20 protein-coding genes and 2 pseudogenes are annotated in these 22,714 nt (G+C 39.2%); 12 read left to right on the top strand and 10 right to left on the bottom strand.

The features are described 5' to 3' along the window. Nucleotides 1-154 precede the first annotated feature (154 nt). From BVU_RS01395 to BVU_RS01405, 3 genes are all read left to right on the top strand, one after another. Complete coding sequence (locus tag BVU_RS01395) at nt 155-559, top strand: DUF3244 domain-containing protein (protein ID WP_011964684.1); 405 nt, start codon at nt 155-157, stop codon at nt 557-559. A 143-nt stretch (nt 560-702) separates the two neighbouring features. After that, nucleotides 703-1,629, top strand: coding sequence for a hypothetical protein (locus tag BVU_RS01400; protein WP_011964685.1), 927 nt, complete (start codon nt 703-705; stop codon nt 1,627-1,629). A 120-nt stretch (nt 1,630-1,749) separates the two neighbouring features. After that, the gene (locus tag BVU_RS01405; RefSeq protein WP_005845641.1) at nt 1,750-2,337 is read left to right on the top strand and encodes a cysteine peptidase family C39 domain-containing protein; all 588 of its coding nucleotides are present in this window, start codon (nt 1,750-1,752) and stop codon (nt 2,335-2,337) included. Between the two features lie 17 nt (nt 2,338-2,354). Here BVU_RS01405 and BVU_RS01410 read toward each other — a convergent pair. The 10 genes and pseudogenes from BVU_RS01410 to BVU_RS01455 all read right to left on the bottom strand — a co-directional run bounded on the left by BVU_RS01410 (nt 2,355) and on the right by BVU_RS01455 (nt 13,296). After that, a pseudogene (locus BVU_RS01410) lies at nt 2,355-4,662 on the bottom strand (outer membrane beta-barrel family protein). 29 nt (nt 4,663-4,691) lie between these two features. Further along, nucleotides 4,692-7,001 carry an outer membrane beta-barrel family protein gene (locus BVU_RS01415; RefSeq protein ID WP_011964687.1) on the bottom strand — a complete coding sequence of 770 codons (2,310 nt, stop codon included), beginning with the start codon at nt 6,999-7,001 and terminating at the stop codon, nt 4,692-4,694. Nucleotides 7,002-7,036: 35 nt separating this feature from the next. Continuing rightward, complete coding sequence (locus tag BVU_RS01420; protein ID WP_011964688.1) at nt 7,037-7,336, bottom strand: SPASM domain-containing protein; 300 nt, start codon at nt 7,334-7,336, stop codon at nt 7,037-7,039. Between the two features lie 190 nt (nt 7,337-7,526). Continuing rightward, nucleotides 7,527-9,842, bottom strand: a complete 2,316-nt coding sequence (locus tag BVU_RS01425; protein ID WP_011964689.1) for an outer membrane beta-barrel family protein — start codon at nt 9,840-9,842, stop codon at nt 7,527-7,529. A gap of 11 nt (nt 9,843-9,853) precedes the next feature. Then, a complete protein-coding gene (locus BVU_RS01430; RefSeq protein WP_008674170.1) occupies nt 9,854-11,215 on the bottom strand; it encodes a radical SAM/SPASM domain-containing protein in 1,362 nt (453 codons plus the stop codon). A 112-nt stretch (nt 11,216-11,327) separates the two neighbouring features. Beyond that, the gene (locus BVU_RS01435; protein WP_007846940.1) at nt 11,328-11,519 is read right to left on the bottom strand and encodes a hypothetical protein; all 192 of its coding nucleotides are present in this window, start codon (nt 11,517-11,519) and stop codon (nt 11,328-11,330) included. Between the two features lie 111 nt (nt 11,520-11,630). Beyond that, entirely contained in the window at nt 11,631-11,855 is a 225-nt protein-coding gene (locus BVU_RS01440) for a hypothetical protein (protein ID WP_008674169.1), read from the bottom strand. Between the two features lie 19 nt (nt 11,856-11,874). Next, complete coding sequence (locus tag BVU_RS01445; RefSeq protein WP_007843438.1) at nt 11,875-12,258, bottom strand: hypothetical protein; 384 nt, start codon at nt 12,256-12,258, stop codon at nt 11,875-11,877. 80 nt (nt 12,259-12,338) lie between these two features. Next, complete coding sequence (locus tag BVU_RS01450) at nt 12,339-12,722, bottom strand: radical SAM protein (protein WP_011964690.1); 384 nt, start codon at nt 12,720-12,722, stop codon at nt 12,339-12,341. Between the two features lie 97 nt (nt 12,723-12,819). Continuing rightward, nucleotides 12,820-13,296: a hypothetical protein gene (locus tag BVU_RS01455; RefSeq protein ID WP_011964691.1), complete on the bottom strand. Its 477-nt coding sequence runs from the start codon at nt 13,294-13,296 to the stop codon at nt 12,820-12,822. 49 nt (nt 13,297-13,345) lie between these two features. Here BVU_RS01455 and BVU_RS01460 point away from each other — a divergent pair. The 9 genes and pseudogenes from BVU_RS01460 (at nt 13,346) to BVU_RS01500 (ending at nt 22,713) form a co-directional block, all read left to right on the top strand. Beyond that, nucleotides 13,346-15,242, top strand: a pseudogene (locus tag BVU_RS01460) (tetratricopeptide repeat protein). Nucleotides 15,243-15,405: 163 nt separating this feature from the next. Beyond that, nucleotides 15,406-15,819: a DUF3244 domain-containing protein gene (locus BVU_RS01465; protein ID WP_011964694.1), complete on the top strand. Its 414-nt coding sequence runs from the start codon at nt 15,406-15,408 to the stop codon at nt 15,817-15,819. 35 nt (nt 15,820-15,854) lie between these two features. Next, nucleotides 15,855-16,094: a hypothetical protein gene (locus tag BVU_RS01470; protein WP_041174387.1), complete on the top strand. Its 240-nt coding sequence runs from the start codon at nt 15,855-15,857 to the stop codon at nt 16,092-16,094. A 32-nt stretch (nt 16,095-16,126) separates the two neighbouring features. Then, nucleotides 16,127-17,041, top strand: coding sequence for a hypothetical protein (locus tag BVU_RS01475; RefSeq protein ID WP_011964695.1), 915 nt, complete (start codon nt 16,127-16,129; stop codon nt 17,039-17,041). Further along, nucleotides 17,038-19,239: a peptidase domain-containing ABC transporter gene (locus tag BVU_RS01480; RefSeq protein ID WP_011964696.1), complete on the top strand. Its 2,202-nt coding sequence runs from the start codon at nt 17,038-17,040 to the stop codon at nt 19,237-19,239. The genes BVU_RS01475 and BVU_RS01480 overlap by 4 nt, the downstream gene beginning before the upstream one ends. Nucleotides 19,240-19,287: 48 nt before the next feature. Next, complete coding sequence (locus BVU_RS01485) at nt 19,288-20,433, top strand: HlyD family efflux transporter periplasmic adaptor subunit (protein ID WP_005853027.1); 1,146 nt, start codon at nt 19,288-19,290, stop codon at nt 20,431-20,433. A 49-nt stretch (nt 20,434-20,482) separates the two neighbouring features. Further along, nucleotides 20,483-20,686, top strand: a complete 204-nt coding sequence (locus BVU_RS01490) for a hypothetical protein (RefSeq protein WP_041174388.1) — start codon at nt 20,483-20,485, stop codon at nt 20,684-20,686. Continuing rightward, nucleotides 20,664-22,175, top strand: a complete 1,512-nt coding sequence (locus tag BVU_RS01495) for a radical SAM/SPASM domain-containing protein (protein ID WP_080510680.1) — start codon at nt 20,664-20,666, stop codon at nt 22,173-22,175. Before BVU_RS01490 ends, BVU_RS01495 begins: the two co-directional genes overlap by 23 nt. Next, nucleotides 22,168-22,713: a cysteine peptidase family C39 domain-containing protein gene (locus BVU_RS01500; protein ID WP_011964697.1), complete on the top strand. Its 546-nt coding sequence runs from the start codon at nt 22,168-22,170 to the stop codon at nt 22,711-22,713. Before BVU_RS01495 ends, BVU_RS01500 begins: the two co-directional genes overlap by 8 nt. Nucleotide 22,714 lies beyond the last annotated feature (1 nt).

The raw sequence follows: 22,714 nt of genomic DNA on the forward strand, positions 1-22,714 counted from the left end.
AAACAATTGTCTATATCGCCCTCCTATAAAAAAAGGTAATAAGCTAGTTATTAACTTATTACCTTTTTCCATTTGTCCACATGATATCTGCACGTTTTTAAGATTTATCCTCTAACTTTGCCCCAAACAAAACAATTAAAACAAACATAAAGTCATGAAGTTAAAAAGTATAAAGAAAAAGATATGGAGTATAGTTATTATCATAACTACATTAATAGGTATTTTGCCTGTACAAGCCAATACAACAGAAACTCCTGTTAAAGATGTAGAATTGGATGGCAGATGGGATGATCCTATTAGAAGTGCTGCTACCAATTGCCCCATAACTGTATTTACCGATGGCTATCTCCTTACCCTCAAGAACGCGTCACCCGACCGTGATATGACCATCCGCATCACAGATATGGCAAAAGGGGGCGTCGTTTATGAAAATGATATTCCTGAAGTACAGAGCGCTTACATCACAATTTCTATTGCAAATTTCCCTGCAGAAGAATATAAACTAGAAATAACAGGTACACCTTCCGGACATTTAACGGGATATTTCACTAAAGAGTGACAGACCTGTTTTCATAACCCAACTAAAGTATACTTAAACCACTAACTTGATTCATTAGAAATTGGAACATGAAAGTTCCAATTTCTATGAATATAATTTGTCCAAAAAGTTCATTAAACAAATCCATATTAACGCAATAATATATGCTGAATTTCCTTCTTGACATAGCACCGGACAAAAGCCAGTTATTGCTAACCATCAAATTAGCAGGGATATTGCGGGAAAAGAAACAAGAGGTATACTATACCTACACCTCAAACCCTGCTTTTACACCTGTACTATATGATAAAGGAATAAGCAACTGCGTACTTTATCCAGATGATTTCCGTTGGTTAAAGCCCGACCTAACGCTTCTGGATTGTCGGCATGCAGCACATGCCTCCCTCTATCGGCAGCTAGCCATTGACTATATTTTCATAGCCATGCAGTTGCCTGACCAAAAAAACATACAGGACAAAGATATTTCTATACTTTATCTGCCACCCACTCCCTACCTGTCATCCGGTTCCGGACCACGTTTGGAAACATTGACAAAGAGATTGCAGGATATTAAAAAAGACAAAGAAAGAAATATTATTGTCGAATTATTAGGAAAAGGAAATAAAAATTCAAAGATACTAGAAGATTTTTATAGAGTTATAAAAAGAAGTTCCATCAGAAATCCCCGGTACCAATTCATATTATTGACCGACATACCAAATGTATATCAATCGTCTGAATTGCCCGACAACATGGAATTATTCCGCACGCTGAACCTTAACACCATATTACCATTATGCGATTTGGCTTTGACCGACTCACATTCTGACGCATGGCTGGATTGTACCTTTGCTCAAATACCGGTACTGAAATATTCGCCTAAAGATATGATAAACATAACTCCGATGAAATTGGAGCAACAAATAGAATATGCATTACAAAATAAAACAACACTAACACAAAAGGCGAAAGAGTTATGCGATTTCTTTGAGCGTAAGAATCGGGAAATAAACAAAATAGCCGATATGTTAATAGAAAGAGCAGGACGTAACAGATATAACTCATGCAGACTCCGGCCGCACACTTATTAAAGTAATTCAGCGTTCATACCTACTTCCACGTCCAAATGAACGTTAATCGCTCCAATGAATTTCTTTTTTTAAGTGATTGCGGCCGCTCCATGAGTTTTCTCTTATAAAACAAACCGGGTTATGACAGAATACGAACTTGATAAAATAAAGAAATCATTTGTCCGTTCCAATGCTAAGTGCCCTGTAGAGGTAGCTTGCCTGCTCACTGTTATAAAATATTACAACGGAAAAGAAACGGACATACATACATTGACCGAATGGTGCAAAATAAATGGAAAGCTTACCTTGGCAGGAATGAAACAAGGGGCTATATATTCCGGCATGAAAGCCGAAATATGTTTGCAAAACATTCATCAATTAACACAAAGAAAACTTCCCATCATCCTTTTCACTCTCAATGATTTCAATGTACCAGGATATGTAGTCTGTTACGGCATTCATGAATCCCGATTCATTATCTGGGAACCGGAATTCGGACTCATGCAATATTGGGCGGACGAAATGAAAACATTATGGATAAAAGGAATAGCCCTGACCCTCTTTCCCACACAAGATTTTATGAATTCGGCAAATCTCCATCTAAAATGGTGGGAAATATATAGCTGGAGCAAACTATGGAAAAGAAAGGTAGAACATTGGTACGAATATATATGGTTAAACGTACCTTTATTCCGCCAAATGGTATATAAGCTGGGTAAGAACAAATGAAATGTGAAAAGTGGCACTCATAATCTTTCCTTCTCACTCTCTCCGGCACCACTACCCTTATATTTATTACGCGTAGCATTAAATTTATAGCGTACCGTCAGCATCACTTTCCTACTATCATAATTATTAATTTGCAAAGAAGATGCCCGGTTATAATACATACGGTTTCCAGACTTCATACCATGGAACAAATCCGTACCACTCAGTTTCACAGACATCCTATCCCCCCAAAAGAACTTTGTAACCCCGGCATCCACATAAAAAAATATTCTTGGTTTCCGAGCAATTCTCCATATCGCCTTTACTTTGATAATTCATTTCCACCGAAGCCATCCAGCCGTGATTAAAATTAAACGTATTATTAAAAGCCCCCGTAAACATCGGTTTGTTCATCTTCAGCAATCCATCGGTAGTCTCCAGATCCAGCCATTGTTTCTGTACTCCCCAATTCAATTGCGGCGACCAGATTCCAAACTTAGGCGCCAATGACAAGAATGCCGAAACAGACTTCAAGCTATGAAGATTTTTGAAAGAAATAAGCGTTACCGCCGGATTATACTCCATTTGTTCCCCCCAGTAAATGATTGCATTTCTTCTGTCATTATAATCCACACTAAACTGCATAAACTTCCATGCCCCCATCAAAGAAACGTTATGCACCACCTCATGTTCCAATAACGGATTGCCGGACTGAAGCGTGAACCTATTGGCATACGTCACATTATTGCTCAACTGCTGGTAGGACAGACGACGCGTCTTTGCCGCATAACTAAGCTGCAACTGCACTCCGCCTATTTCAGAACCCAATGAAACACTCGGAAAGAAATTACTGAAATTCCGGCTTTGTCCTTCCATATATTTCCCATCCTCATAATAATCAAAGTTCACCCACTCATAACGTCCCCCCACGGAGAGTTGCCCTATGGGGGTATTGCGGCTATACTCTAAAAACGGACTGATATTCTGCTCTTTCAGTTCACTGAATGAAGTCGGCACATAACCTTCCGGATTCACATAATCATCCTGCCGCTCTGTATGACTGTATTCAGCCCCTATCATGACATTTCCTCCAAGCAGCGGACGGCTCAGCACCAGTTTGGCAGCAAAGAGTTCACTTCTCAATGTATTGGTAGAAGTGACAACCCTATCTTCCTTATTGCTGCTTTCTTCACGTTGTATCGTATTGTCTCCGTTTTTGTCAAACAGATAATCCGCATTAAAATCAATCTCCGTTTTTCCCGCCATCCCCTTATAATAAACATTTACCGAATGCGAGGGATTATAATACGCAGTGGCATTGATATCATTCGCCAAATAGTCATAATGCGTGCCATCGGCATATACATCCGAATTAAATATAGTGTGATAGCGGGCATCCGGATTGGCTTTCAATGTATATTTTACTCCGATTGAATTATTTTCATCGAATGCATAGTTCACACCTGCGATATTGGTAAATGCCTGTTGATTCGTTTTTGCGAACTGATAATTGTCCTGATGCCAAAGCGTATCAACATGCACATCTTGAGTAAACCGACTTTCGTCAAACCCTTCACTTTTTCTATAATACACGGTGCCGAACACATCCAATTTATCACGCCGGTAATTCCAGTTCAACTGTTCCACGAAACCGGCATACTCCCACTGATTATAACCGGAACGCACATCAAATCCAAATCCTTCCCCTTTTATGGGGCGGGTAGTAATCTTCACCACTGCTTTCACAAACGCATCATATCTTGCACCGGGGCTGGTAATCAGTTCTACATTCTTAATATCTTCTGACTTCAGCTGGTCCAGTTCCGACAAATCACGCAGCAATCTCCCATTCACATAGATTATCGGGCTCCCTTTTCCAAATACCTCATACACATCATTTTTCTTCTGAAGTCCCGGTATATGCTTCAACACATCCTCCGCCGTACCCATTTTGCTAAGCACTGTTCCTTGCACATGGGTCTGCAACCCTTCAGCAGTAAGTTTATATGACGGGCGATTCCCCTTTACCACGACTTCCCCCAACAGATTAACATCTTCATGCATCACAATCGTTACCGGAAATTGAGCATAGGCTTTTGTCACCGGAATAAAGCCAAGACAAGAAATTCTGAGTATATTGTTACCGCTTGTTTGGTCTATGCTGAAAATTCCTTGTTCATTGCTAATTGTACCTTGCACAAAAGATGAATCTTTGGAAGATAGCAATACCACATTAGCAAAACTGACAGGATTTCCTTTTTCATCAACTAATGAGCCGGAAACACTCTGTGCGTCAACAATAATCACTTGTAACACTAATCCGAGTAGTAAAATCACTTTCCTCATGTTCTATACTTTTTATTTTTTTGAAATTATCACAAACGTCTTAGCTCATCATTTGCCGCTCCTGTCCCTTTATACTTGCTCTTTGTTGTATTAAACTTATAGCGCAAAGTAATAGAAAATTCACGAGTATCCCATTGATTAGTCTGCTCCCAAATAATACTGCCAAAATATGTTTGCCAATAATTACGTGAACCATGAAAAAGATCGTTCCCTCGAAGTTCCAGACTTAAGGCATCCCTTAAAAATGACTTACGGACAGAGATGTCAACTGTACCATAATTTTTGAACTGATACAAATTCTGATAATTTCCTTTTCCCATAAAAAGCCCATCCAAACTGACAAGAAAATCACCAGGAAGTTCAAATGTATTGTTGAACCTTATTGTAGGACGAGGCTTATTAAACTCTATGCCATCTATTGTCATCCATTGTTTCTTCACGCCGATATTTAGGTTAGGGTGCCAAAAGCCAATAGCCGGTGAAATAGAGAAAGAAACATTCAAAGTCGGACGATTATGATAATTGAGGTAAGTCATCATCATTGAATTGCCATTATCTATCGGATCTCCCCAATAAATGATTTCCTTACGCCACTGCTGATAGCTGACAAGTAACTGTAAAAAACGCCATGTACCGACCAATGAAATATCGTGAATGGTGCACGGCTCCAGCAATGGGTTACCACGTTGCATAGTGAAACGGTCTACATAGGTGACATTGTTGCTTAACTGGCTATAAGTAGGTCGTTGCGTTTTAGCAGTATAACTCAACTGTGTCCGGACAGAACCTAGTTTTCTTGAAAAAGAAAGATTAGGAAACCAGTTTCCATACATACGGCTCTGTTCATCCATGTGCACACCATCCTTATAATAATCAAAAGTTACATGCTCATATCTTACACCCAATGAAAGGTTACCTATCGGGAACTGACGGCTGTATTCGGCAAAGCCACTCAATCCATCTTCCTCTACACGACTGATGGTACTTTCCACATATTTCTCCGGATTACGGTACTCGTCATTGCGACGGGTATCCGTATATTCTCCGCCTACCGAAAGATTACCTCCAAACAACGGATAAGAAAGTACCAATTTAGAAGCTAGCAATTTATTCCTAATGTAACTCTGTGTATGCACATCCCGACTTTCTTGCTCTTGACTGACTTCGTGATAAAGACCTTTTCCTGTAGAAGTATTAGTATAATAGTCTGTATTAAAATCAATATTCAAATCTCCCACAGTACCATTATAATAAACATTTAGTTGATGAGTAGGCTTACCGGAAGTAGAAGAATACTCTTGATTTTCCAAGTGGTCATAAAACTGATTGTTGGCTGTAATGTCATTAGAGGTAAATACATCCGACTTCGTATTTGGACGGGAAGTAAGAGTATAGCGGAATCCCAGTGAATGTTTATCATTCAGGCTATAATTAACTCCTATTTCACCTCGTAGAGACTTGTCTACTACAGTTCCATCCAATAGATTCTGATATTTCCATAAAGAATCAGACTCCAAGGTATGTACAATATCATTTTTCATGATATATTCGTTCTTTAAATAACGGAATATACCAAAAATATCAAGTCCATTATGGCGGTAGTTTACATTCAATTGCTCTATCAAGTCTACATTCCGGCTCTGATAGTAACTGGAACGGAGATCGAAGCCAAAACCATCTCCGGCACGCCGGATAGTCTGTATACGGATAACGGCAGTTACAGTTGCATCATAACGTGCACCAGGATTAGTAACAACTTCTACGCTCTTAATATCTTCCGAATTTAGTTGATCCAATTCCGAATCATCACGTACTTGCCGCCCATTGATGTAAATAAGAGGTGTTCCTTTGCCAAGCACTTCATAGGAATTCCTCTCTTTTATTACACCCGGTACTTTTCCCAATACATCGCTTGCCGATCCGGCTTTAGAGAGTACACTATTTTGTATATTAGTCACCAGTGCGTCGCCTCTCATGCGAGTAACAGGCATATCAGCTTTTACCACAACTTCAGCCAATATCTGTGTGTCTGAAGCGAGACAGATAATTCCAAGATCTGTACTTCTGTTATCTAATGGACGATAAACAGTAGCATAGCCAATAGATGAGATGCGAAGCACATCCTTTGTTTCTTTGACATTGAGACTAAACGCGCCTTCTTCATTACTGATACTTCCTGCCACGAAAGTAGAATCGGGCAAAGAAAGTAACACTATATTGGCATAAGGGACAGGTTGTTGTTGCTCATCAATTACTTTACCTGTTACCGTAACCTGTGCTTGCAGCTGCACTGCTAACCCCATAAAGAAGTATAAACAAAAAAGTATATTCGCTCTCATATTCTATATTTTTAAAGTTTCAAAAACACATTATATTACAAAGCTATAGAATAATCAACGGCACATTCTATCGGTTTATTATAGAAGCTATTACCTTGATCATAATTCCTTAGACGACAAGTCATCAGTGAACACTTTTTGTTTAATGTACAAGTAGAACAAGTGTCTATATTTTCCAAACTAAATCCTCCTCGGAACATTCTCCATTTATCTCTATTTTCCCAAAGTTCTTTCAAATTTTCTTTCATAAGATCTCCTATAAGCAATTCTTCATGCCCAAAAGCATAAGAGCCTGTTAAAAAATGGCTGAAATCCTTTTCTAACAAAGTTTCCATATCAGTCGGATAGTTTCTTTCTTTAAAGTGACCAAACTTAAAAAAAAAGATATATCAGACTAATTTAATGGAAACAGAGTGGAATATATAGCAAGAGTGTTGAGTCTGCAAAAAAGAAAGCAGAAATATGATTTACATTAAAGTCAGGATCTAATCTTACTCTGCATTTCATTCTATAAACACAGTTTCCCTACAAGCGCCTCAACTCATCATTGGCCGCCCCTGTACCTTTATACTTGCTCTTTGTTGTATTAAACCTATAGCGCAATGAAATAGAGAACTCGCGCGAGTCGTATCTATGATCTTTTGAGAAGGAATATGCTCCACTGCGAAGAAGCGTTTTACTTTTTTGCTGGCGGAACAAATCATCTCCCCTTACCTCTATACTCAAAGCATCATTCAAGAATGATTTTCGCAGTGAAATATCAACATAGCTATTAAAACGATCAAAATATACATTGCGCAAATCCCCCTTACTCCTGAATTGCATATCCAAACTAAGAAGGAAATTTTCTGGCAATGTAAATGAATTAGACAGCACACCCGTAAATCTGGGTTCATTCAATTTTAATTGTTGCCCATCACTATCAATAGTCAGCCATTGTTTAGTTATTCCAAGACTTAAACGGGATTCCCATATACCAATATGAGGCGAAGCCGAAATAAAGGCATTCAGCATAGGCAGACTTTTATTCAAATTAATACTTTTCAGTAAAATGGTATATTCATTCGGATTCAATGGCTCACCCCAATAGATTATAGCATTTTTAGTCTGCTGATAACCTAAGTTGAGTTGCAGAAACTTCCAAGAAGCAATCCAGTTAAGATTATGAGTGATTTCGGACTTCAATGTAGGATTTCCCTGCTGTATGCTGAAACGGTCTATATATAATGAACTATTGCTCAACAGCCTGTATGAAGGACGTTGCGTCTTTACCGTATAACTAATTTGCGTCTTAACCTTTCCAATCCGAGTACTGAAGGAAACATTCGGATAGATATTATCATAGCTACGGCTCTGGTCATCTATATGCAGATCATCTTTATAATAATCAAATTTTATTTGCTCATAGCGTGCACCAAGTATAAAGTCGCCTATGTAAATAGATCTGCTATATTCGGCAAAAGCCGTTATATTCATTTCATTCATCTTGCTGTTGGATGAAGGCACATAATTTTCAACATTCAGATAATTGTCTTTGCGATGGGTATAAGTCCATTCTCCGCCTACTGAAAATTTTCCTTTCCACACAGGATAGGACAACACCAGTTTGGCTGCTGCCAAATTATTTGCCACATCACTTGCAGCATGTACATCCCGGTCCTCCTGCTCTTCACTTTCCTCGCCAGTAATGTCCTCCTGTAAATAACCGCTTTGATAGTAATCGGCATTGAAGTCTATTTCCAGATTACCCACGCGCCCCGTATAGTAAGCATTCAACTGATGATTTAATTCATTATCTGTTTCTGAGCTTGTAAAATTCTGTAAACGATCAAATACCTTACCGTCTAAACTGACTTTACTAGTTGTATAAAGCTTACTATCATATCTGGGGCTTCCCTGAATAGAGTATTTTATTCCGATAGAATTATTTTCATCAAACATATAGTTCATTCCGATATTTCCTCGCAGCCATTGCTTATTATCATTATATTTCAATTGATTTTCCAAGTCCAGCTGTTTCTTTGAAATTAAAGTCTGATGTACATTGGTGCGTTCACGAAATTCCATCTTATCATATCTGAACATGGCAAACATATCCAGCCCATTATGGCGATAGTTCACATCTGCCTGTTCCACTAAGTCTACATTTTCACTTTGATAATAACTGGAATTTAGATTGAATCCGAATCCATCGCCAGTGCGGCGGATAGTCTGAATGCGCACCACAGCATTTACAGTGGCATCATAGCGCGCACCGGGATTAGTTATCAATTCTACATGCTTAATATCTTCCGAACTGAGTTGCTCCAGCTCAGACTTGTCGCGTACTTCCCTGCCATTGATATAGATAAGAGGCGTTCCTTTGCCGAATACTTCAAAGGAATCTTTATCCTTCAATATACCGGGCACTTTTCCCAGTACATCGTTTGCCGATCCTGCCTTTGCTAATACGCTGTTCTGCACACTTGTTACCAATGCATCGCCTTTCATGCGAGTTACAGGCAAATTGCCTTTCACTACTACTTCACCCAGCAGTTGTGTATCCGAGTGCAACAAGATAGTGCCTATATTCCTGTCCTTACATTCCTTATATGTTGTAGCATAACCTACAGATGAAATGCGTAATATCCCTTTAGATGAATTTTCGGGTATGGTAAATTTTCCATCCTGGTCACTGATAGTTCCATATATAAAAGTAGAATCAGGCAATGATAAACATACGATATTAGCAAATTCTATCGGCTGATTACTTTCATCAACAATTTTTCCAGCTACTGTCTGTGAATATATAGAAGTAGTAGAAACTACCCAAATCAACATAATATAAAGTAACTTTTCCATAATATATAATTTTAATTATTCATTTTCTGAATGAGTAAAGACCATAATTGAGGGTCCTTGCGGATAGATGCAATTATTAATAATATTTGTTCTATACAAAGAAGCGTTATTTTACAAAAGTCTTCATTAGGGTATGCTTCAAATTGATTTATTTTATGATTGAAAAATCTATGTACAGTACATCCTCCACATAATCTTTGTGCCCAACATTTTTCACACTTTTCATTTGATCTAAAATCTATTTCATGATCAAATGGTTTATATAATTCTGGATAATTATAAACATTATAGCCATCAATACTACCTAACTTACATTCTTTAATACCATTTATTGTATGACATGCGTATATAGTTCCATCAGTGCTTACAGCTAAATACTGATCTATAACAGGGCATATATTAGTAGATGTATTATGAACAATAGCATGTAGAAGTAACCAAAAATCTTTAGGCAAATATTTCAGTTCTGTTCTTTTTAAATATTCCAAATCAATGGAGTTCCATAAATCAAGCAATAATTGCAGACTAAGTTCTTGATCATTGACCACTACACCTTCAATTCCAAAAGTCTGATCCATAAATTTTGAAATATCTTCATGACTATAATTATGATCAATATGTAACTGCGTATAGGTTGCTTCGTACTGTATTTTTACATTGGTTTTTTCTTGTATAGTATGGATAAAATGAGCTATCCTTTCATAACTTCCTTTTCCATTTTTATATATTCTCTGAATATCATTAATTTCTTTAGGACCATCTATACTGATAGTCATTGCTGAAATATTTCTCTTGATAAATGCCAGCATCCTATCTGTTAATATTGTCCCATTAGTAATAATTACGAAATTAGGCAAAATATCTATTTTCCCTTCTTCTTTATAATATTTAAAGCGATTGCACACTATCTCCATTCCTTTAAGATTAAGCATCGGTTCGCCTCCAAAAAAGACAATCTTTTCAACTCTTTCAAATTGTTCTACACAAAAATCTACAAACTCTATTGCTGTTTGCTCTGTCATTAGGTTACGTTCTTGATTATAACTTCCACCTCCACCAAAACAATACTTACATCTTAAATTACAATCATTAGATATATGTAAAGTGATTCGCTTTATCACTTTTCTTTTACTTCCATTTTGAATATTTGTGCTATGCTCGCCTTTATTTGAAGCATATATAGATCTAATTAATGAAACCACTTGTTCTTCATCTCTATATAATTCTAAGGCTTCATGAATATCTTTATATTCTTTCAATGCCGATAATATATCATATGTTTCCTTATTTATTACCCTAATATCTGCTGTAGGATAATAATATGACAAGCACATATCTTTGCTTTTTATCAAGTGTATTTTTTCCAAATTCATATAATAAGGTATTAATTAGACCATAAAAATATAAAAAAGTATCAGAAGAGGATGTTTATAGATTATAAAATACCGCTTCTGATACAATTGTTAGGAGATACAGCAACCGTTATTAGCAAACGCAGCCAACACCTACATTACCACCTTCACTTTTAAGATGCTCATCATCTTTGAAGTCTTTTACAGTACCACCTTCTACATTTTCCAAATCTGAGAAATCAAGTTTTTCATTTAGTGTAGTAACATTCTGTTTTTCACTTTCAGCATTTACTACTTCCTGCTTTTTTAATTCGTCGTCTTTCATGATCGTTAAATTTTAAAATTAACAAACTAGTAAACTATTGTGATTTCTTAATTACATTGCAAATGTAATCTCCCACAGTCCGACGCCTCCGGACTGAACAAAAAAAGATTTTCATTTAACATTCTTTCGTATTCTCATAGAAAGACCTTTCTGTTCTTTCACAATACCACGCTGTGTATCTAAGTCCAAATAAAGATTATTTGCCTTTTCCACTTCAGTGATGCGATCAGCCAGATTCAGTCGTTCTACTGAATCATGGTTTTTCTCTGATTGCAGAATCAAAATGTAACCTGCAATACGGGCAGACATATCGGAACGGGTAATTATCTTATTCATTTTATAATTTCCAGTCTGATCAATAAGGCTTTTTGCAGCATCTTGATCTTCTTTTGTTCCTATATCTCTTGCTCTTGATGTTCATCTGTAATGCGCTGAAACATTTGCGACGAATATCATGGGCTTCGGACAGACCGACTGTTTCAGAATAAAGATGGCTTTTATTTAACTTTTGACCATATTCAGCTAATATAGCCTGTAATGCCAAATGCTTGTTGGTTAAATCCACTTTATCGTTTGCTGATTCAGGTATCTTTCCAGATCCGTCTTTTACAACTGCATCCGACGAACCTTTCAATAGCTTTGCATATTTATCATATACACCTAACCAACGTGACATAAAATCATAGTTTTCTGACAAATTCAGAAAATTAATAGAAACTAATGCTCTTGCTTCAATCATTTGTTACAAATATTTATAAGTTTAATCCTCATTTTTATTTGCGAATTATAATTTTCTTATCAATCTGACCACAGATTGGATTAAGAATACTCAAACATTTGCTTCACATTATCTATATAGTCTTCTTTTACACGTACCATTGTCTGTAATGTAGAGGGAAATATAGAATCCAATGAAAACTGCAAGAATTTAATTCCAGACTCTTTTAAAAAGTAAATATCATCCTCTTTTAGCGGTATTTTTGTACTCAATAAAGGTGTGAATCCATATTGCCCCACTTTTCGTATCACCTCTTTCCAATCAGGGAAAGCAAAAATATCACCTCCTGTCAAAGCCAGATTCACAACCCCCATATCATGAGCTTCATCTATCACCTTTATAATTTGCCAACTTGTCAAATCGTTCTTCCGGTTTCTATCCGCATAGCAATACATACAATCCGTCCTGCATTGGGTTGTAATCATAAAGTTAAGATTCAGCGGAACAGAAGGACGTTTAGGTATAAAGTCTGTAGTATAAAATAATTCATTATCCGTATAAACACTTCCCTCCGATTCTTCCTTAACAGAAGTCAGCAGATACGGGGGGAAAAGAAATCGTCACTCCTTTATAATTCCATCCTACTTTTACTGGATTATCGATTATTTTTCGAATAAACTTATCTATCAGGTCTGGTTTTATATTTAGGGTATTTGCTATATTTTCTATTGAAGCATTTAATTCTCCTTCTCCAATATGTGACAAGATATATCCAATAGAAGGTGGAACTACGCTTGCAAAAGCCATGGCATATTCTAGCTTAGCAGTAATTAAAGCTGATTTAGCAATGATATAAGAACAATTATTTTCGTTTCTAATCACATATTGTGGATTCAAATAGATATACATAATACAGCCGTTTTTATACATAAAATAGTAAGGAGGGCATGCCTCCTTACTAAATTGAATATTTAAGATCCATAATACTTCTATCAACACTGGATGCAAACTATAATCAATCACTCTTTTTTTGTAAATAGTGATATAAAATCTTTTCAATATCGTTTTTAATTTCTATATTTGTTCGCTATACATAAATGCAAATACTATGAAAAAAACAATTGGAATAAAAAGAAACTTTATTATTATAATAATAAGTATACTCCTTTCTGCCTGCACAAAAAAAGAAAATGCTTCTCAACAAGCGTTGTTGCTTGAATTGGTTCAAGCGGAAGCGGTGATGTATGAACATCCGGATAGTGCACTGGGTGTATTGCAAGGGATGAAAGTTCCGGCAGTATCGGACAAATTGCAAAATGCTACTTGGGCGTTGCTAACAGTGCAAGCCAAGTATAAGAATTATAAAGAAGAACTTGCTGACTCTACCTTAATTAATATAGCCTATGATTACTTTATGAAGCAGGATGATGCGCGGCGGAAAGCCATGACCCTATATTATAAAGGTGTATTATATGGAAAAGCAGATAAAACGCAAGAAGCGCAAGAATCCTATTTAAAGGCGATAGAGGAAGTAGAAAAGACGAAAGACTATCAACTGGCACATTTGATTTATAGTAGTATAGGAAATATATACCTATATAATTCGCTGAATGAATACGCATTGCAAATGTTCAAACAATCATTGCACTATGCCCAGTTATCTGAAACTAAGAATTATATATGCTCTGCATATTACTATTTAGGAAAGGTCTATTCTGTATTATTTAATTTTGATAATAGCATCAAGTATTATAAAAAAGCAATTCAGATGGCTGATACTCTACATAATTATAAGGTATTAATAAACGGAACGAACCAATTAGCAGGAGTATATACCGAAACAAAAGATTATCAGCCCGCCCTATCTTATGCCCAAAAGGCTTTAAGACTAAAAGAAACAATTGAATTACCCCTAGAGAAAGGGTTAGAACAAAGTTACTTGGTTATTGGTGATATATATAGACATATTGATAAAACAGATTCTGCCTATTATTATCTGAATAAAGCATTAGCTGCTGATCGTATAGAAACAGTTTGTGCTGCTTATCAGGATTTATACCATCTAAGTAAAAAGAAAAAAGACTATGAAAAAATGAGTCAGTATTGTGATAGTATGATAGTTTATCAGGATTCAATTGAGATATTGAATAGGAATAAAGAGCTTATGGATATGCAGGAAAAGTATAACCAGCAAAAACTATTGAATGAAAAGAACCAGCTAAAAATAGAAAACAATACTATCATCCGTAATGTACTAATCACATTGGTAGTGGTATTCTGCCTGATAGCTATCCTTTATCTATATATACCAGCGAAAATTAATCCGCAAAGAGCATATCATACAAAGGAATGAAGAAGAAATACAACTGAATACCTTAAAAAGACAAGAGAATGAGAGAATAATCAGTCGTAACCAAAGCCGCATGAAGGAGCTTGCAGAACAAATGGAGGCGAATAAAGATGCACAGGAACAGTTGGAGGAGCAAAAAAATGTACTATCTGAAATAAAATGCCAAAATGAAGCCCTGCAACAAGAGAATAAAATGTTGCAGCAACATATTGATAAATATTCTTCTTCGCTGAATGAAAAGTCCAAAGAACTTGAAAGATTGGGACTTTTAGGAGAAGAAAACCAACGATTGCATGATCGTGAAAGATTCCTGTGCAACCAACTGATAAAAAAGACAGATGTCCTTTACCGGCTAAAGACAAAGCCCCAATACATGAAAGACGAGCAATGGGAAGAGGTAAAGGAAACAATGAATCTATTATTCGATAATTATATAGTAAGGCTTTCCACTCTTGTACCTTCATTGACAGAAAGCGATTTGCAGATATGCTGCTTCATCAAGTTGGGAATAGCCAATCCGGGAATAGCTGATTTGCTGGGGATAGAATCGACTTCGGTATCTAAAAGAAAATTAAGATTGAAAGAACGTATCACTCAAAAGATAGGAGCATTCGGCAAAGGACAGACACTGGATCTGTGGCTATGGGAGTTCTAGGGAAGCAACTGTCCACATTCCGCATTCGCACAAAGAGGTAATATTCTAATTATTAGTATATTATCTCTTTTTTAATTGTCCATATACCGTACATATCCGGTCCATCTGTTTTTCATTCTAAATCCATAACTTTGCAGCATAACAATCAATCAATAATATTATTATGAAAACAACTAGAGAATTAAAGATTTGGAGTTTGCGTATGGTATTATTCACCATATTGCTTAGTGGTTTATCGGTGCAAAAAGTATATTCTTTTTGTAATAGAACAGAAATCACGATGCATGGGAAATGGGAAGAATTTCATGATGAAGTAGCAGCACGAAGCCTGCCATCTATTCCCATCACAGCCTACACCGATGGCCAGAACATCTACATTGAAAACACATCTCCAGACTGTGACATACAAATTACCATCACCGGTAATCAAACAGGAGAAGTGATGTATGAACAGTTAGTGCCCCAAGCACAAACAAGCTATATTATCATTTCCATAGCCAGTTTCCCATCCGGAGAATATACATTAGAACTAACTAGTGAAGATGGGAAATACTTGGTTGGAGCTTTTAAAAGATAACCCCTAATTATTCACCCTAAAAAACTACAAAGACCATGAAACGAGTAGACCTTAAGAAAATCCTCTATATGGATTTTCTTATCCGGCACAAGTGCACAGGCACATCCAAGGAATTTGCAGCAAAGATGGATATGTCACGTTCCACTCTCTTTGAGTACATTGCCTATATGCGCGATGAACTGGAAGTGTGCATCCTTTTCGATAAATTCTTAGGAACATATTATTATGATGGCAAAAATCTATATGCGTCATTAGGCTTTAAAGTAGTAGGATAATACGAATTGAAATGTGATGAGAAAAACGGGTCATGTTTGAATTTCTTTTTGATATAAAACCGGATGCAGGCAATGTATGTCCCACCACCCGACTGGCATGCTTGATTAGTGAACGGGGAAACAAGGTCTATTATACCGATACCTCCGACTCCGTTTTCACTACCGGTTTGCTGCGGAAAGGAATAGGACGCATCATTTATCCACATGATTTCCGATGGTTTACGCCACATTTGGCATTGCTGGACTATCAACTGCAAGATAAGCAGCAAGTCTATAATGAATATGACATAAACTATCTGTTTATAGCCATAAACAAAACCGACAGAAAGATAGACCTAATGCCAGAAATGCCCGTCGTCACCCTGCCGCCTATTCCTTATAAATTGCTGCCGCAAGGTGCAAAAGACGACGATTTCATCGACAAACTGACGGAAATAAAAGAAGACCGTTCACGCACTGTTATTATAGGCTTGCTGGAAGACGAGGAAGAAGAAAGAAAAGTGAACACCCCCTCACATACGGAATCATTCTACAAAGCCATAAAGCAGAGTGCGAGCATCCATCCGCAATATCAATTCATCCTGCTGACCAATCATGGAGAGGTGGAAACCCGGTTGTTTTCATTACCGCCCAATATAGCCATTTACCGCCTGCCCCGCCTGCAAGCCCTGTTGCCCTTGTGCGACATGGCGCTTATCACCGGAGGAATAACCCACTGGACGGAATGCACCTTTGCCCATGTGCCCATGGCAGAGTTCACGCCACAGGAAATAAAAAAAATTACCCCCGTGAAACTGGACAGGCAGATCATTGATCTACTGGCAAACCGGGAATACATCATAGAACGGCAAAAACACCTGTGCGCCTTCTTTGAGAGCGAAAGTGAAAGGATGAACGAAATAGCCGACTGGCTGATAAACAGAGTAAAACAAAAAAGACAATTATGAGCAAATTTCCATTCTACAAACAGTTGGACGGCATGGACTGCGGCCCCTCCTGCCTGAGAATGATAGCCAAATATTATGGAAAGACATTCTCCGTACAGCAGTTACGCGAGCAATCATACATACAGCGCACGGGAGTAAACTTGCTAGGTATCAGTGAAGCGGCAGCCAGCATAGGGCTGCGCGCCACCGGTATACGCACTTCAATGGAAAAACTGAAACAACAGTCAAAACTGCCATGCATCATCCACTGGAACCAGGAACATTTCGTGGTCCTCTATAAAATAGAAAAGAAAAGGGGCAAAACTTGGTTCTACATTGCCGACCCTGCCTACGGATTGCTGAAATATGAGGAACAGGAGTTGAAAAAATGCTGGATCAGTACCACACAAGGCGGAATAGAAAAAGGAATTACCCTCTTGCTGGATGTTACCCCGCAATTTTATGAAGCGGAACCCATAAAATATGAAAAACTGTCCTTGTGGTATCTGTTTCACTATGTACGTCCCTACAAAAAGGCGATGATACAGCTCATCATCGGCCTGCTGGCCGGCAGTTTGCTGCAACTGGTCTTCCCTTTTCTCACCCAAACCATTGTAGACCAAGGCATAGGGCACAGGAATCTGAATTTTATACAGCTCATTTTGGCTGCACAACTCATGCTGGTATTCAGCCGCACACTTATTGAGGTGATCCGGCGCTGTATACTGCTCCACATCAGTACGCGCGTCAACGTGTCGCTCATCTCGGATTTCCTCTCCAAGCTGATGCGGCTGCCCATGAGGTTCTTTGACAGCAAACTGGCAGGCGACTTGATACGCCGCATCGAAGACCACAACCGCATCGAGAGTTTCCTCACCCAGTCCGTGCTCAATATTTTGTTCTCTACCCTCACGGTAGTCATCTTCGGTATCGTACTGGCCATATACAGCTGGAAAATATTCCTCATTTTCATTCTGTTCAGCGCAGCCTATATGGGTTGGGTAAAGCTGTTCATGCGCAAGCGGGCCGACTTGAACAGGAAGAACTTTGAACAGATGTCCGTCAATCAGAATAATTTGATGCAACTCATCTACGGTATGCAGGACATCAAGCTGCTGGGCTGCGAACAGCAAAAACGCTGGGAATGGGAAAACATACAAGCTTCTCTCTTCCGCATTAATATGAGTTCACTCAACCTGGGGCAGTGGCAGCAGGTGGGAGCCGTACTTATCAACGAAGTGAAAAACGTACTGATAACAGTTCTCTCTGCCACCGCCGTACTACATGGAAGCATCACGCTGGGTGTGATGCTTTCCATACAGTACATCATCGGACAGATGCAAGGGCCTATCAGCCAATTCGTTTCCTTCATGCAGGACACGCAGGACGCGCAGCTCAGCCTGGAACGTCTCGGAGAAATACATGGCAAGCCCGATGAAGAGACAGAAGGCATGGACCAGGATACCCAAATATCAGGCAAAGACCCGATTCAATTGCAAAATGTAGTCTTTACTTACGGATCAGAAAAATCGAAACGCATCATCAAAGGGCTATCGCTGGACATACCAGCCGGAAAGACTACCGCCATCGTGGGCCTCAGCGGCAGTGGGAAAACAACGCTGATAAAACTGATGCTCGGATTCTATCCTCCCACCGGAGGAGCGGTGATGATAGGCAATCAGTCGCTACAAAAAATCAGTTTCAAGGAGTGGCGCAAACATTGTGGAGTAGTGATGCAGGAGGGATTCATATTCGGCGATACCATTGCCAACAACATAGCGCCGGATGGCAGCATGATAGACAAAGAACGCCTGCTGTATGCCGTAGAGATGGCAAATATACGCGAGTTCATCGAATCCTTGCCTTTAAAGTATAACACCAAAATAGGTAACACGGGGCAAGGATTGAGCCAAGGGCAGAAGCAGCGCATCCTGATAGCGCGCGCCATTTACCGTAATCCCGATTACCTGTTTTTTGATGAAGCGACGAATGCGCTCGATACGGACAATGAGAAAGTGATACAGGAAAATCTGGAGAGATTCTTCAAGGACAAAACGGTGGTCATCGTGGCGCACCGCCTGAGCACCGTAAAGAATGCCGACCAGATAGTGGTACTGAAAGAAGGGGAGATAACGGAACGGGGCACGCACGAAGAACTCATTGCCCGGCAGGGTGATTACTACAGGCTGGTGAAGAATCAGCTGGAACTGAGCGCTTAGGAAATTTAAAAATGAGAATTGAGAATTAAAAAATAATAGCAATAAGGTATGGAGGAAATCTATAAACCTAATACGGACGGACCGGAAAAGGTAGAAGTATATAGCCGCGAAAACAATGATATGCTGGGAGATATGCCCGAATGGTTGATCCATACGGGAAGCTACATCGTATATGGACTGATTGTTTTTCTTATTGCAGGCACGGCATTATTTAAGTATCCTGACACAATAAGAAAAACGATAACCATTGATGACTTGGGAAGTGCGGAATGGATCACTGCCAATCAGGCAGGAATGATAGACCGCTTTTTTGTGGAAAACCAATCACCTGTACAAAAGAACGACACGCTGGGCATACTGAAAAATACTGCCCTACTGGAAGACGTACAAACATTTTGCCGCGTACTGACCAAAATAGAATGGTACTACCGCACCAACGACATCAAGTACCTGCAAGACTATCCCTTTGACCTCATCATGGGTGAAATGTCTTCCGCCTACGAACAGTTCACCCAAGCCGTGCGTACGTGCGTGATGTATCAGGAGTTTGATATCTATCCGCAGAAGAAAAAATACCTGGATGAAGAACTCCGGATACTGGAAAGTACCGGTAAGGCAGATGCCATGGCGGTGCTGAATGTGAAACGCGAACTCTTTGAACTGGATATAAACCACCGGATGGAGACTGCCAAAAACCTCCGGATGCTGGAACTGGCTTACGAAAACATGGTGAACAGCCTCCGCACGTGGGACAAGAAGTACCTCATCAAAAGCCATCACGACGGCATAGTGGTATGGGGAAAGACATGGGGCATGAGCGCCCGGGTAAATGAAGGAGACACCCTGTGCACCGTTATCTCCAAGCAACAGGGGAATCCCCTCGGGCACATCACTCTTTCACAAGACGAAGTGGCGGAAATTGCCGTGGGTGACAAAGTAAATATCGAACTGAACAAATACCCCACCCACTCGTATGGCGTACTGCCGGGAAGAATCGCCTCCGTCTCTTTTGTGCCTTACAATAAAAGTTATGCCGTGGAAGTGGACTTTCCGGACGGACTGGTGACAACCAACAGAAAGGAAATAAAATATGAAATAGACATGTCCGGCCGGGCGGAGATCATCACTTCGAGCCGGAGCATACTGAGCAGGATTTTCGCACCCGTGTATGAATTGTTTTCCACCACGGAGTAACACCGTTTTTTTTCACTACAGAGAATAACCAACTTAAACAAAGAAGAATATGAAAAAAGAAGACCCCGACAACAAGCAACCGGAATACACCCGCTATTCCGAAGATGAAGAACAAGTGCTGGACTTGGACGAACTGATGGACGTACAAGGCGGTATAGATGACAATGAAGTGGCCAAATGTGGCCTGGGATGCTATACAGGCGGATTTACCAATCCTACAAAAACACAAGATGAGAATGCCGGAAATGAATAAAGTATATGTGCTGAACCCTCATTATCATCTGAGACATGATATTCACAGGGTCGCATTATTCTCCAGTACGGGGACAGATACCGACTGCTCCCGGAACTGGCATACTTTTATTCACCCGCTGCAAGCTGTCATGCTGAGTTTTTTCACGTATGACAGACCTTTGCAGACAACTCTCCCTCTGCTGTGCGACTTCTTCTGCCGGAGCAAGGAGGAGATGATCAAATGGGTATCGGACTTCATTGATAATCCGACCCCCATTTATACCTCCTCCCAGCAGGGAGAAATTTATTTTCCCAAACGTATATTGATTGAAGCGGAAAAGGCAGGCAAAGCATTGCGTTTTGACCGGCTGCAAGCAAATTCTTTTGTCTGGAAAAAACTGGATCTTACTACAAGAAGGCTGTATTCCGGTCCGTTGCTCCTCACATTCATGCTGACCAACCAATGTGTCACGCATTGTAAGTATTGCTATGCAGATACATCAACGCAAATAAAATCCCCACTCACCACCCAACGCATGATGGAGCTGATCAAGGAAGCTTCAGACCTGCAAGTACAACAAGTAAATCTGATAGGTGGTGAAATATTCCTGCATAAAGACTGGAAAATCATATTAAAAGAATTGGTAAAACGGGGTATTGCCCCCGAATTCATATCGACCAAAATGCCTGTAACCCAAAAACTGTTGCAAGATGTACAGGAAACAGGGTATCAGGGAATTGTTCAAATTTCACTGGATGCCATTCATTCCGAAATACTGACCGCCTCACTGGGAGTAAACGGAAATTATGCCAAAGAGATGCTTCACGGCCTGCAATTACTGGATGACAGCGGACTGAATTATCAGATTTCATCTGTGCTGACCAACTACAATTGCCAAGTGAATGTCTTGGCGGAATTACTGCATGAATTATCTCATCTGAAGCATATACGCGACTGGCGTATTATCCCCGCCAGTAATTCCATATACAAAGAGTATAATGTATTTTCGCATTTGAAACCTACTAAAGCGCAAATTACAAAGGTATTCAACCAAATACGTCCTCTTCTCACACAGGTTTCCTTTCCCGTGATTTTAGGGAAAGAAGTAACCGATAAAAACTATCAAGATACCTGGGGTGGAAGCCGGTGTTTCAAAGGAAGCGAATGCTCTGCATTGACCACTCATATGTTTATATTGCCTGATGGCAAAGTGACTGTATGCGAGCAACTTTACTGGCATCCACAATTTATCATAGGAAATGTAACCACACAAAGTCTGAAAGAAGTCTGGCATTCCCCTCAAGCCTTGCACCTTTGTTCCTTGTCACGTCAGGATATCAACAAAGAGAGTCCATGCAGGGAATGCCGTCTTTTTGAAGACTGTTTCAGTTATCAGAACCGTTGCTGGAGTGATATCATAAAAGCTTATGGAAAGGATTGTTGGGATTTTCCCGATCCGCGTTGCTGTTTTGCTCCTGCCATGAAAAATAAATTAAGTTATGACTGAAGACGAACTTGACAGAATAAAAAAATCATTTGTCCGTTCCAGTGACGAATGTCCCATGGAAGTGGCCTGTCTGCTCACTGTCATGAAATACTATGGCGGTCAACAAGATGCACGCACACTAGCCGAATGGTGTAAAGTAGATGGAAAATATACGTTGATGGGTATGAAACAGGCAGCTATACGTGCAGGAATGGAAGCGGAAATCTGCTTGCAAAACATGGAACAATTGTCCACCAGAAAATTTCCTGCCATACTTTTTGCCATCAATGATTTCGAAGTACCGGGATATGTGGTTTGTTATGGCATTCATGAAGGCCGCTTCATTATTTGGGAGCCGGGATTCGGCCCTATGCAATATTGGGAAAACCAAATGAAAACATTATGGATAAGAGGAATAACTCTTACTCTGTTTCCCACCCACGAATTTATGCAGAAAACGGATTTTCAACTAAAATGGTGGGAGTTGTATCCGTGGAGTAGGAAATGGAAAAGAAGACTGAACCGCTGGTATGAATATATCTGGCTAAATTATCCCTAGT

Origin of the sequence: Phocaeicola vulgatus ATCC 8482 (assembly GCF_000012825.1) — a bacterium.
GTDB classification, from domain to species: Bacteria; Bacteroidota; Bacteroidia; order Bacteroidales; family Bacteroidaceae; genus Phocaeicola; species Phocaeicola vulgatus.